13 protein-coding genes are annotated in these 16,849 nt (G+C 46.7%); 8 read left to right on the top strand and 5 right to left on the bottom strand.

Annotation, left to right across the window (positions count from 1 at the left end):
• From PHX29_04595 to PHX29_04570, 6 genes are all read left to right on the top strand, one after another.
• On the top strand, positions 1-1,709 hold a 1,709-nt coding region (locus tag PHX29_04595; GenBank protein MDD5605171.1), incomplete at its 5' end, for a hypothetical protein.
• Between the two features lie 131 nt (positions 1,710-1,840).
• Positions 1,841-2,776, top strand: coding sequence for an ornithine carbamoyltransferase (gene argF, locus PHX29_04590; GenBank protein ID MDD5605170.1), 936 nt, complete (start codon positions 1,841-1,843; stop codon positions 2,774-2,776).
• Between the two features lie 19 nt (positions 2,777-2,795).
• Positions 2,796-3,455, top strand: coding sequence for a hypothetical protein (locus PHX29_04585; protein ID MDD5605169.1), 660 nt, complete (start codon positions 2,796-2,798; stop codon positions 3,453-3,455).
• A gap of 62 nt (positions 3,456-3,517) precedes the next feature.
• A complete protein-coding gene (gene der / locus PHX29_04580) occupies positions 3,518-4,873 on the top strand; it encodes a ribosome biogenesis GTPase Der (GenBank protein ID MDD5605168.1) in 1,356 nt (451 codons plus the stop codon).
• A gap of 6 nt (positions 4,874-4,879) precedes the next feature.
• The gene (plsY, locus tag PHX29_04575; protein ID MDD5605167.1) at positions 4,880-5,530 is read left to right on the top strand and encodes a glycerol-3-phosphate 1-O-acyltransferase PlsY; all 651 of its coding nucleotides are present in this window, start codon (positions 4,880-4,882) and stop codon (positions 5,528-5,530) included.
• A gap of 40 nt (positions 5,531-5,570) precedes the next feature.
• Positions 5,571-6,626 carry an NAD(P)-dependent glycerol-3-phosphate dehydrogenase gene (locus PHX29_04570; protein ID MDD5605166.1) on the top strand — a complete coding sequence of 352 codons (1,056 nt, stop codon included), beginning with the start codon at positions 5,571-5,573 and terminating at the stop codon, positions 6,624-6,626.
• Here PHX29_04570 and dnaJ read toward each other — a convergent pair.
• From dnaJ to hrcA, 4 genes are all read right to left on the bottom strand, one after another.
• Positions 6,623-7,723, bottom strand: coding sequence for a molecular chaperone DnaJ (gene dnaJ, locus PHX29_04565; protein ID MDD5605165.1), 1,101 nt, complete (start codon positions 7,721-7,723; stop codon positions 6,623-6,625). The two genes, PHX29_04570 and dnaJ, sit on opposite strands and share 4 nt — an antisense overlap.
• A 90-nt stretch (positions 7,724-7,813) precedes the next feature.
• Complete coding sequence (gene dnaK / locus PHX29_04560) at positions 7,814-9,739, bottom strand: molecular chaperone DnaK (GenBank protein MDD5605164.1); 1,926 nt, start codon at positions 9,737-9,739, stop codon at positions 7,814-7,816.
• Between the two features lie 35 nt (positions 9,740-9,774).
• The gene (locus PHX29_04555) at positions 9,775-10,374 is read right to left on the bottom strand and encodes a nucleotide exchange factor GrpE (GenBank protein MDD5605163.1); all 600 of its coding nucleotides are present in this window, start codon (positions 10,372-10,374) and stop codon (positions 9,775-9,777) included.
• Between the two features lie 31 nt (positions 10,375-10,405).
• Complete coding sequence (hrcA, locus tag PHX29_04550) at positions 10,406-11,458, bottom strand: heat-inducible transcriptional repressor HrcA (protein ID MDD5605162.1); 1,053 nt, start codon at positions 11,456-11,458, stop codon at positions 10,406-10,408.
• A 136-nt stretch (positions 11,459-11,594) separates the two neighbouring features.
• Here hrcA and coaE point away from each other — a divergent pair, with 136 nt between their 5' ends.
• A complete protein-coding gene (gene coaE / locus PHX29_04545) occupies positions 11,595-12,197 on the top strand; it encodes a dephospho-CoA kinase (GenBank protein MDD5605161.1) in 603 nt (200 codons plus the stop codon).
• A 229-nt stretch (positions 12,198-12,426) separates the two neighbouring features.
• The gene (locus PHX29_04540) at positions 12,427-13,950 is read left to right on the top strand and encodes a sodium-dependent transporter (protein MDD5605160.1); all 1,524 of its coding nucleotides are present in this window, start codon (positions 12,427-12,429) and stop codon (positions 13,948-13,950) included.
• A 171-nt stretch (positions 13,951-14,121) separates the two neighbouring features.
• On the opposite strand, the gene PHX29_04535 is transcribed toward PHX29_04540, so the two are convergent.
• Positions 14,122-16,782, bottom strand: a complete 2,661-nt coding sequence (locus PHX29_04535) for a valine--tRNA ligase (GenBank protein ID MDD5605159.1) — start codon at positions 16,780-16,782, stop codon at positions 14,122-14,124.
• Positions 16,783-16,849: the final 67 nt, after the last annotated feature.

Here is a 16,849-nt window from a genome sequence, read left to right as displayed (position 1 = left end):
AACTGGGCGGGGAGATAACTCTTGAGTTTAGCTATGATCAGTCTTCACTCAGCGCCGAACTGGAATCGGCAGATCAGCTGGCGGTGGCTTTCTATGACGAAGAATACAAAGCCTGGCAGGAAGTGGACATCATTATCAACGAAGCTAAATCCAGCGTAGCGGTGAAAACCAGCCACCTCAGCCTCTGGTCCATCTTCGGATTAGAGGACAAGTACGTAACATCAACCCTGCCCGGGTTCACCATATATTTTAATAAAGATGTTAACGCACCAGTAATCGGCAGCGTGGCTTCCGGCGATCCAATTTATGAATACGCCGCCATCGTCAGAACTGGCTTGTATGATGCCAGCAAGGCTTACAGTGCCTTAAACCTCAAAATGCCGGACCACACCCGGGTTTATATTGACCAGTGGGATTCAGACAAGGAAGCTGAATGGGGGTGGTTTTCCAAAAACATTGAAATACCTGTAACCTATATTGATGAGCAGGAACTGCATATGGTCTCTGCCCATGAATTGTTCCATGCGGTGCAAAACCAGTACGTTACTTTCGCCACCATGGCAGCCAACCGCTGGTTTATGGAGGCTACCGCCGATTATGCTGCGGCACACATAGCCACTTCTCACGGCCTGAAAGACTCGCTCCCTTACAGCTATCTCAAAACCGGCATATCCAGCAGTTCAACCTTTCATATGTACCAGACTGCCCATTTCATCAAATTCCTGGTAGACAACGGATATGGCTTCAAAGACCTGTTCGAAGGTGTGATGAACGGTAGCGGCAACGCACTGGCAAACCTGAATACCTTTATCAGCTCCAAAGGGGGCTCGCTGGCAGAACTGTATAACAGCTTCGTCTACAACGTTCTGTTCACAAGCATTATAAAAACAGAAGCTCTACAAACAGACTTGTTCTCGGATGTTGCATCTATCACAGAAAACCTGGACCTGGATGCTGGAGGAACAATCAACCAGACAATAAATACAGACCAGAGCTACGCATCAAGTCTATTCGGAGTGAAAATTAGCAGCAAGAAGCACGAGATTTCCCCTGTAAGTATAAGCGCAATAGAGCCTACCTCTGGAATTAGGGTGCAGTATGTGATTACGAGCGGACCAGATAAAGAAAGCGTTATCGCAAGCGATGCCCTCACCCACGAACCGCTGGAAATAATGCTCGAGGATGGAAATTACCTTTATTTTATTGTAACCAATTCAGCCCCTTCCAATGGGTATGTAACGATAACGATAGGTAAGGAGGCTCAAATAGAACCTTATACCAACACTAGAACGGCAAAGATTTACAACGACAAATTCCTGGTAGATGTGGATTTCACCCTAAACTCCGCAAGACCCTTTGTGATAACAAGAGAGGAAGTATTCGGGGATACATTACAACTGGATATCGACTTTGAAGACAATGGGAAACCTGTGATGCTTGATGCCGAGGCAATCGTAAGCAACCTCCGATTTGCAGAACCCGAAAGCTGGAGCGAATATCACGAACCGGTATTCAAGGAAATGTACTGGTCCTACGGTGGAGAGCAAGTAAACAGCAGCTCCGTAACTGTTACGTTAAATCCGGATACAGAATGGCTTGTCTCGTTCACCTACGAGCTTATTATAGATATTTACAATAAGCAAGACGATATATATTCTTGGGGCGGAGGCTCAATAGTTATCTATGTAACTGCAGTACTGAAGAATTAACAGAGTAAGATTTTCAATGTGTTGTTTTTTGAACTCAGTTGAATTGTGAGGGTACCTAAATGTGGCCAAATTCGCTGTACGCAAAAATGGTTTATGTTATACTGTAAACCACATTTCGTTCGGAGGCGCGCTTGAACGGCAAGAATTTATTATCGGTACTTGATTTAACTCCAGAAACTGCCCGAACCCTGCTAAATGATGCGTTTGCATTTAAAACTGGCAGATTTCACGGGATACCCCATGGTAAAGTATTGGCATTGCTTTTTGAAAAACCTTCACTAAGAACGAGAGTGAGCTTTGAAATTGCAATGATGCGCCTCGGCGGAAAAGCCATATACCTCTCGCCACCAGAGGTGGGTTTAGGCAAGCGAGAACCGGTTGCTGATGTTGCCAGAGTACTCGAGCGTTATGTTGATATAATTGCAGCCAGGGTATTCAGCCATTCCAGTTTGATTGAGCTTGCTGAAACTGCCGAAATTCCGGTAATCAATGCTCTTTCTGATCTTGAACACCCCTGCCAGGCATTAGCTGATATGCTCACGATAATGGAGCATAAAGGTGTTGTCAAGGGCGTTAAAATTGCCTATATTGGCGATGGCAACAATGTTGCCAACAGCCTGATGCTGTTATCAGCTATGCTGGGCGCTGATTTTTCTATTGCCGCTCCCAAAGGATACGAAATCCAGCCTGATATCACAGATCAGGCTTACACATATGCAATACAATCTGGAGCCCACATCGAGTGCCTGGATAATCCAGTTGAAGCAGTGCAGGGAGCTGATGTTATCTATACAGACACCTGGACCAGTATGGGGCAAGAAACAGAAGCAGAAAAACGCAGGAACGATTTTTATGGTTACCAGGTTAATTCCGAGCTTTTATGCCATGCCCCGGAAAGAGTTATCGTGATGCATTGCCTGCCAGCCCACCGCGGAGAAGAAATAAACGGAGACATCCTTGATGGGCCTCATTCGGTGGTATTTGACCAGGCTGAGAACCGGGCACACGTTGCTGGCGCTGTGATAGCCTATTTATTGGGAGGGTTGGAGATTTCGATCGGCAGATAAAGCCGGAAAGGAAGAGGGTATGAACGCGATTAAAGCAGTAATTACCCGCGGATGGGCAGCTATACTCATTGCCGCATTGGCAATGGCAGGCTATTTTCTCGATTGGCCTATTGAAGCCTTCATTGCCAGCATCGCCAGCGTTCTAATCATTTTTATCGCCCTGCTGGCAGTTGGAGCAAGAGAAAAAATGCTGGATGAATCCGCCGAGAGTCTTAAGGAGCTTTCCGGTTATTTTTACCGGCGCTTTATGGGAGAATCTTCTCTATCAATATTTGCCATCATCAATAGCCTTTACCGTACCGATAATACCAAATTGTGGGAATGGGCGCGTTCCTGCGATAATGCACAACGTGTTTTCAACACCTGGTGCGACAGCTTCAATACCCGCCAGGAAACTGACCACCGGACACGTCGCTACAGCGCATATTTGAGGGTTTCTGCTAAAGAACTTTGGATAATGGTTAATATGTACCAGGAATATATTGAGCAATTTGCCGAAATAGCCAACCGAATGGATGTACCTATTGAATCGCTCGAACAATACCAAAAGTTCGGTGTAGAGTATAATACATTTGTACACCAGTTTCGCGACCTTATTGCTGCATTAAGACGAGTTGCCCGCATCGAAATAGAACCTCCTTCTATCAAGTTGGCGCCCGAGATCAGCAGGATAAAGTAGACGGGAAGAGGCGGTAAACCCGGGGATGATAAACACACAATTACAGCAAAGAGGTTTAACTATTGTCAGAAGATAATTTATATAATCAACCTGCTATTGGTATCTCAAGACCGGTAGTAGCTATTATCGGGCGCTATAACGTGGGAAAGTCCACACTATTGAACCGTTTGTACGGAAAACGCATGGCAATCGTGTCCGATACTCCTGGAACCACACGTGATCGTTTAATATCAACCATCACCTGGCAGGGAACGGAATTCACCCTGATCGACACCGGAGGCCTGATTGCAGACCCTTCATCCATGATAGATGAGGGAGTAAACCAACAAGTAAAAGAAACGGTGAGTGAAGCCGATCTTATACTTTTTCTTGTCAGCGCTGCGGATGGCGTAATCCCATCCGACATGGAAATGGCAGACTGGCTCAGGAAAACAGGGAAAAAGCTCTTGTTGGTAGCCAATAAAGCGGATAACCCGAAGAGAGAAACAATGGCAGTTGACTTCTATTCCCTCGGAATGGGAGATCCTTCGGTAATCAGCGCTTATCATGGCTTGGGGATTGACGACCTGCTTGACAGAATAGTGTCAATGATTCCCAAAAGCCTCCCTGTGGATGCTACCCAGGAAGATATGCTGAAAATTGCCCTCGTAGGAAGACCGAACGTAGGAAAATCAATGCTGCTGAATAAACTGCTGGGAGAAGACAGGGTAATCGTAAGCAATATACCCGGTACCACTCGGGATGCCATAGATACGGTTCTGAACTTTGACAACGACCCAGTAGTGCTAATAGATACCGCAGGTGTTAAAAGGCGGGGGAGAGTCGGCAAAGGAGTCGATAAATATAGCGTAGTACGCAGCTTGAGAGCAATCGATCGCGCAGATGTAGCCTTGCTGTTACTGGATGCTACCGAACCAGCAACTGCCCAAGACACTCATATTGCCAATTTCATACAAGAAGCCGGTAAAGGTGTTATTTTGGTGGTAAACAAATGGGATTTGATAAGCCACACAGAACAAGCCGAATATAACCAACTTGTTGGAGAACGTTTTAAATTCATGCCGTATGCCAAAATAATGTATACCTCAGCCAAAACCGGCAAGGGGGTTAACAAATTAGTTCCTGAGGCAAGAAAAATTAGAGAGGAAAGGAAAAAACGTATTGGTACCGGTGAACTGAATGGCTTTATTGGGAGGGTTGTTGCCGGACAAGCTCCACCCCGCAAAGGTTCAAAGGTATTAAAGGTTTTTTATGCCACCCAAGCCGAGGTAGAACCGCCGACTTTTGTATTTTTTGTTAACGATGCATCCCTGGTACATTTTTCCTATCAGCGGTACCTGGAAAACCGGTTGCGGGAAAACTACGGCTTTGAAGGAACTCCCATCAAAATGGTTTTTAAAAACCGGGGAGAAGCCTGATTGACAGTGTTTAAATTAATCCTGGCAACCTTGCTGGGATACGTTATAGGATCCATTCCCTGGGGACTCATCACAGGCTGGCTGATAGCCAAAGTAGACATTCGCCAATTTGGAAGTGGGCGCACCGGTGGCACCAACGTCCTCAGAACACTCGGACGTAAAGCATTTCTGGTGGTAGCCCTTCTGGATATTTCCAAAGGTGCGGTAAGTGTATTGATTGCCGGAGCATTACTTGGCAGTGGTGTGATTTCAATTGGTAACTCCGGGCTTGGTGCTATCTTTGCCCAGACGCTGGCAGGTATGGCAGCTGTTGTAGGCCATGTATGGCCAGTGTTTGCCGGTTTCAGGGGTGGACGTGGAGTAGCTACTTTTTTTGGGGCACTGATAGCAATGTGCCCTCCAGCCGGCCTTTTCGGTGGAGCACTTCTGATTGTAACAGCCCTGATATCCGGTTATGCTTCTCTGGGTTCCATCACAGGGATCGTCGGTGCATATGCGATGCTGGTTCCACTCACCCTGCTTTGTGGTTATCCCCTGGAATACCTCTTTTTTGCCCTGGTGGGGACCGTGTTTATAATCCTTGCTCATCATGATAATATCAAACGCCTGTTGGCAGGCAAGGAAAGGCGTTTTAACAAAAGAGAAAAATTAGACTAGAATAAGTCGAAATAATGCCTGTAAAACAACTATAAATAATATGCAAAAGATCGCTATTATCGGAACCACTACCTGGGGCATGACCCTGAGTTATATACTGGCAAACAAGGGTTTGAGCGTCTGCCTTTGGGCACGTACATCAGAAGAAGCCGAGAGAGTATCACGGGAAGGCTTTAATTCTGACAAAATTCAAGGTATTAAGTTTCCACGAAACCTTACTGTAACTGCAAACACTGAGCAAGCCCTGGATAAAGCCGAAGCAGTCATCCTGGCAGTTCCTTCCCAAACAATGCGAACCAATATCAGGACGATAAAAAAGCACATCAAGCCACCAATGTTGGTAATAAGCGCCGCTAAAGGCTTTGAATTGGGCTCAAATAAGCGCATGAGTGAGGTTGTTGCCGAAGAAATAGACCGTTCACTGGCAGACAGGATATGCGTATTGTCAGGGCCCAATCTTTACAGGGAGATACTAAAGGGATTGCCAGCCTCATCGGTTGTAGCAGCTCAAAAAGACGATGTAGCTCGCAAGGCGCAAAAATTGCTCGCAACTCCAAATTTTAGCGTGTTTATCCAGCATGATGTTGTTGGTGTAGAACTTGGCGGAGCACTTAAAAACATTATTGCTATTGGGGCTGGCATGATAGACGGATTTAATTATGGAGATAATGCCAAAGCTGCATTTATTACCCGTGGACTAACCGAGATGAGCGCCCTCAGCCTGGCGATGGGGGCAAGCCCATTCACGTTATCCGGTTTATCCGGATTGGGAGACTTGATCGCAACTTGCGCCAGCCCCTTGAGCCGCAATCATTTCGTAGGTTACGAGCTCAGCCACGGGAAAACTATGGATGAAATCAAACAGGCACTAGGTTCAGAGGTCTCTGAAGGAGTCACCACTACTGCCGCGGTATGGGACATCGCCCAGAAATTGAGGCTGGAAATGCCAATAACGGAAGGTCTTTACGATATCCTGTATCGTGGGACTAATGCTGAACGTATACTAGATGGCATTCTGGGTGTAGAGGGAAGACACGAATTAGCTGGCAAGCGCTGGAATCTGTTTTCTTTCCTGAAACGCACCCACAAAGGTTAGCTTTTCGCCTTTCTTTTAACTGGTTTTCCACCATTAAAGCTTTCCAAGAGTTGTTCGAAAAGCTTTTTCTGTTCCTTGTTAAGCTTATCGGGTGTAAGAATCCGCAGATTTACCAGCTGATCACCCTGTCCGCTCCTCTGCAAGCGGCGGATGCCTTTATTTTTTAGTTTAAAAACCGTACCCGATTGCGTACCTGACGGGACTTTTACTTTCTCATTACCATAAAGAGTTGGAACTTCGACCTCGCAACCCAAGGCTGCCTGGGCAAAGTTTATTTCCAGATCATAGTGAACATTGAAGCCCTCGCGCCGGAAATATTTATGGGGAAGAACTTCGGCAGTGATATATACATTACCGTAGTGACCTCCCCTGTCACCCACATTTCCTTCTCCTGTAAGCCGAATAGCATTACCATTATCAATACCTGCCGGAAAGGTCACTTTTAACGTATTCTTCCGGCGTTCTTTCCCCGATCCGCGGCATTCACTACAAGGCTGATCAATGATACGCCCTTCGCCTCCACACCGGGGGCAGGTAACAATATTGGTAAACCTGCCAAACAGACTTTGCTGTACACGCTGTACACGCCCACGACCATCACAATCCGGACAGCGTGACGTTTTTGTACCCGGCTCACTGCGTGATCCATGACAATGTGAACAGCTCACAACACGATCGATAGTGATTTCTTTTTCGCAACCCAGGGCAGCTTCTTCAAATGCAAGGGTTACCCGAGCATGGATATCTGAACCTGGCCGGGGAGCCGTCTCAGCCTCTGTGGAAGCCCCGAAAAAAGCATCAAAAATATCCCCAAAACCATTAAAACCAAAACCGCCAAATCCATTAAAGTCTTGGGCACCGCTTCCGGCATGACCAAAACGATCGTAAGCGTTGCGCTTGTCTTCGTCAGAAAGCACTTCATAGGCTTCGTTAACCTCTTTAAAACGGTCTGCCGAGCCTTCCTCGTGGTTTCGATCAGGGTGGTGCTCCTTGGCCAGACGCCTGAAGGCTTTTTTAATTTCTTCAGGGGTAGCGTTTTTCGGTACTCCCAGAACTTCGTAATAATCTCTTTTAACTGCCATAATTCTCTTAGCCATTAATAGCCCCTCTCGCATCAACTTGCCAGAGGGGCTAAAGATAAACCCTGTAGATATATTTTAGACTAAAGGGGTTGTACCCCTCAAGCTCTATACTTCCCGGTATTCCCCCTCAACGGTGCCTTCATCAGATTTACCGTCCCCACTCTCAGGTGCCGGTTCTTCTGCACCCTGACCGGCCTCAGCTGAGCCTGCAGGCTGTTGCTGGTACACGGCTGAACCTACCTTTTGCATCACATCGGAAAGCTCCTGCTGGGCACTCTTTATCGCTTCTACATCTTGTCCCTGCAAAGCAGTTTTAACTGCCCCGATCTTGGTTTCAAGCTCCTGGGCAAGCTCTCCGGGAATTTTTTCCTTTTGCTCTTTTAATGTTTTTTCAGCAGTATACGCCAAGTTGTCAGCAATATTACGGATCTCTATTTCTTCCTTCCGTTTACCATCTTCACTGGCATGAAGCTCGGCTTCTTTCTTCATTTTTTCAACTTCATCTTTGGATAAACCTGAGGAGGAAGTAATGGTGATCTTCTGCTGTTTTCCGGTTCCTTTATCTACAGCACCTACATTTAAAATACCATTCGCATCGATATCAAACGTAACCTCGATCTGGGGAACACCCCTGGGGGCTGGCAGAATTCCATCCAGCATAAAACGACCGAGTGTACGGTTATCGTTTGCCATTGACCTCTCACCCTGTAATACATGTATCTCCACGCTGGGCTGGTTATCCGAGGCAGTAGAGAATACCTGGCTCTTTGAAGTCGGAATGGTCGTATTACGGGTAATAAGCGGAGTCATGACTCCCCCCAAAGTCTCAATGCCCAGGGTAAGCGGCGTTACATCTAGCAGTAGAACATCTTTCACATCACCCTTTAACACACCCGCCTGTATCGCAGCTCCTATAGCAACGACTTCATCCGGATTAACCCCTTTGTGGGGCTCTTTGCCAAAGAACTCAGTTACTTTTTGTTGAACGAGGGGCATACGAGTTTGACCGCCAACCAGGATTACCTCATCAACCTGGGCGCTGGTTTTGCCAGCGTCTTTGAGTGCCTGTTTGCAGGGTTCCATGGTTTTATCAACCAGGTCAGCTACCATTTGTTCCAACTTTGCCCGTGTCAAATTAAAATTAAGGTGCTTGGGGCCAGAAGCATCGGCAGTAATGAACGGCAAATTGATATCAGTCTGCTGAACAGTAGAAAGCTCGCATTTTGCTTTCTCGGCGGCCTCACGCAGGCGCTGAAGAGCCATTTTGTCCTTGCTCAAATCGATCCCCTGGTCTTTCTTGAACTCTTCGATCAACCAATCAACAATTCTTTGATCGAAGTCATCACCACCCAAGTGGGTATCGCCAGCGGTTGACTTTACCTGGAAAGTACCGTCTCCGATTTCCAGAATAGAAATATCAAATGTACCGCCACCCAGGTCATAAACAGCTATTGTCTCATCGCCTTTCTTGTCCAAACCATAAGATAACGATGCAGCTGTTGGCTCGTTGATTATCCTCAGTACTTTCAAGCCGGCAATTTCACCTGCGTCCTTGGTTGCCTGGCGTTGCGAATCATTAAAATATGCCGGAACAGTTATTACCGCTTCAGTAACTTTTTCCCCCAGGTACGCTTCCGCATCTGTCTTGAGTTTTTGCAGGATCATAGCCGAAATCTCGGGTGGTGAGTAGTCCTTACCTCCCATAGCTACCCTAACATCGCCATTAGCAGCCTGGGATATTTTATAGGTTTTGCGCTTGGCGTCTTCCCCAACTGGCAACTCCCTGCCGGCGGGATCATTCCATTTACGCCCCATAAAACGTTTGATGGAATATATTGTATTATCCGGATTAGTAGTCGCCTGACGTTTGGCAACCTGGCCAACCAATCTTTCTCCATTTTTGGAAACTGCCACCACAGAAGGAGTAGTCCTGTTACCTTCTGCATTGGGAATTACGGTTGGCTCCCCGCCTTCCATCACTGCCATGCAGGAGAAAGTCGTTCCCAGATCTATACCAATTGCTTTTGCCATGTATGCATTTGCCTCCTCAAATAAAATCTGTATTTTTAATTTTGTGTTCTTTTATTTTTGTTCTCTGCTTCAGAACACGGCACTGATTCACCGTTGCCAACTATAACACTGCAAGGTCGCAGCACCCGGTCATAAAGCATATAGCCAGGTTTAATTTCCTCGATCACGATATCTTCTTTCCCTTGAGCGAGTGCCACCGACTCATGAACATTAGGGTCAAACACTTTTCCCCTGGCTTCCATTTTCTGCAAACCCCGGGCTTCAAGCTCGGAATGCAGCTTACGGCTTATATGCCTGACTCCTTCGACCCAGGGATGATTAATAATATCCCCGGGAACTGCTTCAAGGGCACGGTCAATATCATCCAGAACCGGAAGAATTCCCAGAATAATATCTGCACCTGCCTGGCGCACATAATCAGAACGCTCTTGTTCTACGCGACGTTTAAAATTAATAAAATCTGCCTGCGCTCTTTGTAGCCGGGTGAGGTATTCATTTGCCTTCTCCTCGGCTGTTCTTAGCATTTCTTCGGCCGAAATGGGCTTCACTGCTTCTGCCCCTGGCTCACCAGCCGGTATCGGGGTATCACGAGTTTTATCGTTCTCAAGCTCCCGGTGATCTTTTTCCTGTTTCAAATTATAATCTCCTTCATAGGCGCTTTCTGTTCTAATTCTGATGGTCTGCTTCATTTAGTCCGGAGAGATCCCTGCCATAAAGCTCGGCTACCAGCTTGCTCATGACAAGAGAAAGGTAGCCAACAAGTGCAATTACCTTGGGATATTGCATACGTTTGGGGCCTACTACTCCGATGGTTCCGGTAAACTCATCGGGCACACCGTACCTACTCATTACCAGGCTGAAGTCATGGGCATCTTCTACTATATTCTCCTGCCCAATAAGAACATCCACCTGATGACCAGGACTGCTAACTGCATTCATCAGTTCAATAAGCCGTTTTTGCTCCACCAGGTTCAGCACACTACTCAAATTCTCCCCCCGGTTGAATTCTGGTTGGCCGAGAAGATACGGCAGTCCATCTACAAATGATTCTTTCTGTCCTGCCCGACCTTCGGCTTGCATAAGCCGTATTATAATTTCAGTCACCGCCATTTCTATAGGGTTGAGATCTCCACTACTTGCAGATATCTGGTGAGTTATTTTACCCTTATAAGCACTGCTCAGTTTATTGGCAATCACAGACAGTTCTTCTTGGTTAATTGCCTGATCCAGATTAAGCAATTGCTGCTTGACACGTGCCCCTTCAAGCACCAGCACCAGCAAGGCGAGGTTCGACTGAAGAGCAATCAGCTCCATGTGTTTGAAGCGGGTTGCCGGCGCCGTAGGACGGGTCACCATGGCAATACTGCGCACCTGCTGTGCCAGCAATGTGCAAGCCAGCTCCATCCATTCCTCAATCTCGTCTTCAACCTGGTGAAAGAGATGATTGATCAGCAATTGCTCTACTACTGGAAGACCGATATGTGCCAATGAACCGACATAATATCGATAGCCTTTATCCATAGGGACGCTGCCTGCAGCATGATGGTGGCGAGTTATGTAGCCCGCTTCCTCAAGGGAAGCCATTTCATTACGAATAGTAGCCGAACACACGCCAAGATCAATGCCAGCAAGTACCGCAGACGAGGAAACCGGCATGGCAGTTTCTATATACTGGCTAACTATCGAATTAAGTACCCTGGCGGTTCTTGGACGTAACAAATTAGTGCCCTCAAACAAATTAGCAATCTCATGCTTAGATTGCTAATTCAATTTAGCATTCTAGCAGATTATTGTCAAGGTATTTTCCAAAATTCCCCTTGACTGGAATCGCGTAAATGGATAGACTTGCCACAGTATGAACAAGATGAAAATTATCGGATTAACGGGGGGTATAGGCAGCGGGAAAAGCACGGTCGCAGCTATGCTTGCCGAGCTGGGTGCGCAGGTTATCGATGCAGACAAGGTTGGCCATCGAATATTGGAGGAAAACCAGGCTGTGAAAAACCACCTGGTGAAACGTTTTGGGGCCGGAATCATCCAGACAGATGGCATTATCAACCGCGAAGAACTGGCAAAGAGAGTTTTCATTTCCCGCTATGAAACCAGGTTTCTAAACCGGCTGTTACACCCATTGATCCGCAGACAAATAGAGGAATTAATCAAATCTTTATCAAAAGCAAAGCATAGACTACTGGTTATCGAAGCGCCGTTGCTCATAGAAGCCGGCTGGCAAGACCTTGTCGACACAATATGGGTAACCGAAGCATCTCTGGAAACCAGGCTTGCCAGGCTGGAAAAGCGCGGAATCCCCAGGCAGGAAGCGCTTGTGCGCATCAAGGAGCAGATAAAAGATAGAGAACGCAGAAAGTATGCGCATGAAATAATCGATACAAATACAGATTTACCCACCCTTACAAAAATTGTAACCCAACTAATTAGTAATTTTACGGCTCAATAATATTGACATTGAAGCTGATATGTGGTTACAATGCCTTTTACATTTGCCCCTGCGCCCGTCTCTACGAGCAAAGAAGCAAATCCTTAGATTAATTGGCATATCAACATACACCCAAATGGTGGTTATTACTTTATAAAAAGGGGGTGTGCACATAACCGATAGTCTAATTATTTAATCTTGGCTTGGTCCCTCTATTAAAAAATATCTGATTTATGAAAGGAGGAACAACTTGGCGGAAGCAGTACGTGACAGATGGTCTAACAAAGCCACTTTCATTTTTGCGGCAATCGGTTCAGCCATTGGGCTGGGAAATGTCTGGCGGTTCCCGTACCTGGTACAAGAGTATGGTGGAGGCGCCTTTCTTATACCTTATCTGGTATGCGTCGTTTTGTTTGGTATTCCATGGTTAATGATGGAATTTGGCATGGGCCGTTATTTTCAAAAAGGCGCGCCCGGAGTATTTGAAGGAATTGGCAAGAAATGGGAATGGCTCGGTTGGTGGCCTGCAACGGTCGCCTTTCTTATAGTTGGTTATTACGCTGTTATTCTGGCCTGGTCGCTGAGATTTGTTATCAGCTCTGTTACGATGGAGTGGGGTACCGGTCGAGCAGGCGCAGAAGCAGCTAATGGTTTCTTTTATGACACAATTCTCCAGCTATCCAGTGGTTTAGGAGACTTTGGCTCTATCATGTGGCTAACAGTAGTATGTCTGCTGTTAGTTTGGGCGGTAATGTTCTTTTCGATCTACCGTGGTGCAGAAGCATCAGGCAAATGGCATATCTTGTTTGTAATTCTTCCATGGATTCTGCTGGTTGCAGTTACCGTACGGGGTATGACTCTACCAGGTGCTATGGAAGGACTTAACAGCTACCTGTCACCAGATTTTTCACAATTGACTAATCCGGATGTATGGTTCGGCGCCGCAAGCCAGGTGGCCTTTAGCTTGTCAGTAGGTATGGCTGGTATGTTCGCCTACGGAAGCTGGGTGGCCAAGAAAGCCGATATAACTAACAGCACCGTCATCGCTTCATTTGGCGACCTTGGAACCGCTTTCTTGTCAGGTTTTGCTGTATTCAGCGTAGTCGGTTTCCTGGTACAAGGTTTAAATATCCCTATGTCAGATGTAAGCACAAATAGCTTAGGACTTGCGTTTGTCACCTATCCGGCAGCGGTCTCTATGATGCCTGGCGGCAACGCCATTGTTGGAATCCTGTTCTTCCTGAGCTTGTTTACTATCGGCGTAGACTCTGCTTTCTTCCTGGCCCACGGCGGCGTCATCGCTCCTTTAACTGATAAATTCGGTTGGAGTGTAAAAAAGACAACGTTTTGGGTATGTGTAGTTGGATTCCTAACCAGTCTTTTATATTGCACGCAAGCGGGCTTGTACTGGTTAGACATCGTTGATCGCTCAGTATCTTTCTATGGCCTGATTATCACCGGCCTGCTGGCAACATTAGTAATAGGCTGGAAGTTTGGAGCCGACAAATTACGGCTGCATTTGAACTCAACCTCTGATATCAAAGTAGGTCCGTGGTGGAACTGGCTGTTAAAACTGGTAGTTCCTCTGGGACTGCTTTTTTGTGTTATATACGGAGGTTTCGTTCAGGACCTAGCCTATCTGTGGGATTCATCCAAGACAGAGTATGGTGGATATGGCCTGGGATCTCTCTGGATATGGGGTATTCTACTAATAACTTTGCTTATCAGCATAGGCCTCAGCTTATTAAAATCTCGCAAGAAGGGGGACAAATAAATGACAGGAGCAGCTATTGCCTCGGCCATCGTTGGCTGGTTGATTATAATAGGTGTACTGGCTTTTTGTTTCTCGAAGTCGGGTAATCACGGCGAGTGGGAAGACTAGGTTAACTGGTTAAAGTAAAAAGGCCGCTGTTTTACACAGCGGCCTTTTTTATAATAATCCTGCTTAAAGCCTCGCCAACTCAGCTTTAAGCTTTTCCAGCTTTTCACTGCGAGCCTGAAGATTCGCTTTTTCTTTATCCACTACTGCTGCTGGTGCACGAGTAATAAACTTTTCATCGGCAAGACGCCCGGTAAGACGCTCCACGTCTACTTCCAATAATGCGATTTCTTTAGAGAGCCGCGCTTTTTCCTTTTCCACATCCACCAGGCTTTTTAAAGGCACGGCAATATCAGCTTTTTCGCCTACGCTAACAATATCATCTTCGCTAGAAATTTCCTCCCTTTTCTCAAAAAACATCGGGGTTGCCCGTGCCAGGAATCGGATAACCGGCGAATATGCTTTCAGTTCCCGGGTACGAGTGTGAGCAAAAACCTTGACATCCACTATATGTGACAGTTCAACATTATGCTCGTTCCTCAAGTTGCGGATGGAACGGATTATTTCTATGAGCGTACCAACCAGCTCTTCAGCTCCTTCATCCAGAGCAGACTCGTCCGCCCGGGGATAATCACTGATCATGATAGAGGGTAAACCTCGCCCAAGCTCCGGCTTGACCTGTTTAAGCTGCTGCCAGAGCTCTTCGGTTATAAATGGCATAAACGGATGCAGCAAGCGTAAAGACACTTCTAATACCTGCAATAAGACTGGTAACGGCGATGGGCTAGTGTCTTCTTTCAGCCTGATTTTGGTTATTTCCAGATACCAGTCACAGTATTCACCCCACAGAAAATCATGAACCTCGCGAAGGGCTTCGCCGAACTGGTATTCCTCCATCAGCCGGTTGGTGGTAGCTATAACCCGATTCAAACGGCTGAGAATCCACCTGTCTTCCGGGGGCATCGAACTCAAACTGGTCGGAGCGGTTCTCTCTGCCTCATTCAGGCTGCGAATAACAAAACGGGTAGCATTCCATAGCTTGTTAGCAAAATTCCTCCCGGCTTCGAGCTTGTTGGCAGAGAGCTTGGTGTCATTCCCTGGCGCAGTACCAGTCGAAACGGCGAAACGGAGCGCACATGCTCCATATTCCTCAACCACTTTCAGGGGATCAATAGAATTGCCCCTGGTTTTGCTCATCTTCTCACCCTTCTCATCCCGGATCAGACCATGCAGATAAACAAGCTTGAAAGGTATCTGGCCGGTATTTTTTAATCCCATCATTATCATGCGGGCTACCCAGAAAAAGAGGATGTCATAAGCTGTTTCCATGACAGATGTAGGATAAAAATACTTAAAATCTTCTGTCTCATCCGGCCACCCCAGAGTAGAGTGCGGCCAAAGAGCCGAGGAAAACCAGGTGTCCAGCACATCTTCATCCTGTTGGAGAGATGACGAACCGCATTTGGGGCAGGTGGTTGCATCTTCGATACTGACGATAACCTCACTACAATCCTGGCAATACCAAACCGGTATGCGATGCCCCCACCAAAGCTGGCGGCTGATGCACCAATCCCGAATATTTTCCATCCAGTTAAGATAAACCTTATTAAACCGCTCCGGTATAATAGTGATGCGCCCATCATTAACTACTTCTATTGCCGGACGAGCAAGCGGTTCCATAGTAACAAACCATTGCCTGGATACAATAGGTTCAACAACCGATGAACATCTCTGGCAATGGCCAACAGAATGACTGTATGGCTCAACTTTTACCAGCAATCCAGCGTCTTCGAGCTCAGCCACCACCTGTTTTCGAGCTTTAGCGATATCCAATCCGGCGTACTTGCCGGCTTTTTCATTCAAAGTGGCATCCCGGTTTAGGATATTTATAATTTCAAGATTATGGCGTTGGCCAATTTCAAAATCAACCGGATCGTGAGCCGGCGTTACCTTTACCGCACCAGTTCCAAAATCGGTAGTTACCACATCATCAGCTACTACGGGTATTATCCTGCCGACAAGTGGAAGTATCAGTTTCTTACCGATAAATCTGGTAAAACGTTCATCTGCCGGATTTACAGCCACTGCTGAATCTCCCAGCATAGTTTCCGGACGTGTAGTTGCTACCATCAGGTAACTTCCCTCTTCTCCACTGACTGGATAGCGGACGTAATAAAGATTACCCGCCAGCTCCTGGTGATTAACTTCAAGATCGGAAAGAGCAGTTGCGCACCTTGGGCACCAGTTGGTAATACGTTCGCCTCGATATATGAGCCCTTCTTTATACAGATTATAGAAAGTCGTTCTTACCGCCTTGCACGGACCCTGATCAAGCGTGAACACTTCCCTCGACCAATCACAGGAAATGCCCAGTCTCGTATGCTGTCTGGTGATCGCGCCACGAATTTTATTGACCCATTCCCAGGTACGCTTTAAAAACTCTTCGCGGCCGATCTCGTGCCGGTTAAGGCCTTCTCTGGCAAGTTGTTTTTCCACCATTACCTGGGTAGCTATGCCAGCATGATCAACCCCAGGAAGCCACAAAGCAGCGTCACCTTTCATGCGATGCCAGCGAATCATAATATCCTGAAGCGTAGCGGTAAGGGCATGGCCAACATGCAATTCACCGGTAACATTGGGCGGCGGCATTATGATTGTAAAGGGCTGTTTTGAGGGATCGATCACCGGCTTGAAATAGCCATTTTCCAGCCAAAACTGATACCAGCGATGCTCACTATCAGATGGATTATAGGCTGTAGGCATTTGGCGGATTTTATTTTCAGTCATTTATCACCCTCGTCTTAATTTGAAACATGAACTTACATTGTACCTTCTAATGAAGCGATTTTGCACC

It is taken from the genome of Dehalococcoidales bacterium (assembly GCA_028717385.1).
Lineage (GTDB): Bacteria > Chloroflexota > Dehalococcoidia > Dehalococcoidales > CSSed11-197 > CSSed11-197.
The sequence above is the reverse complement of the archived record's forward strand: the minus strand, read 5'-3'. Positions and strand labels throughout refer to the sequence as shown.

Bases quoted from the DNA above. Each gene is read 5' to 3' on its own strand.
- PHX29_04585 (MDD5605169.1), top strand. From the start codon at position 2,796: ATGAACGCGATTAAAGCAGTAATTACCCGCGGATGGGCAGCTATACTC.
- PHX29_04570 (MDD5605166.1), top strand. From the start codon at position 5,571: ATGCAAAAGATCGCTATTATCGGAACCACTACCTGGGGCATGACCCTG.
- dnaJ (MDD5605165.1), bottom strand. From the start codon at position 7,723: ATGGCTAAGAGAATTATGGCAGTTAAAAGAGATTATTACGAAGTTCTG.
- dnaK (MDD5605164.1), bottom strand. From the start codon at position 9,739: ATGGCAAAAGCAATTGGTATAGATCTGGGAACGACTTTCTCCTGCATG.
- coaE (MDD5605161.1), top strand. From the start codon at position 11,595: ATGAACAAGATGAAAATTATCGGATTAACGGGGGGTATAGGCAGCGGG.
- PHX29_04535 (MDD5605159.1), bottom strand. From the start codon at position 16,782: ATGACTGAAAATAAAATCCGCCAAATGCCTACAGCCTATAATCCATCT.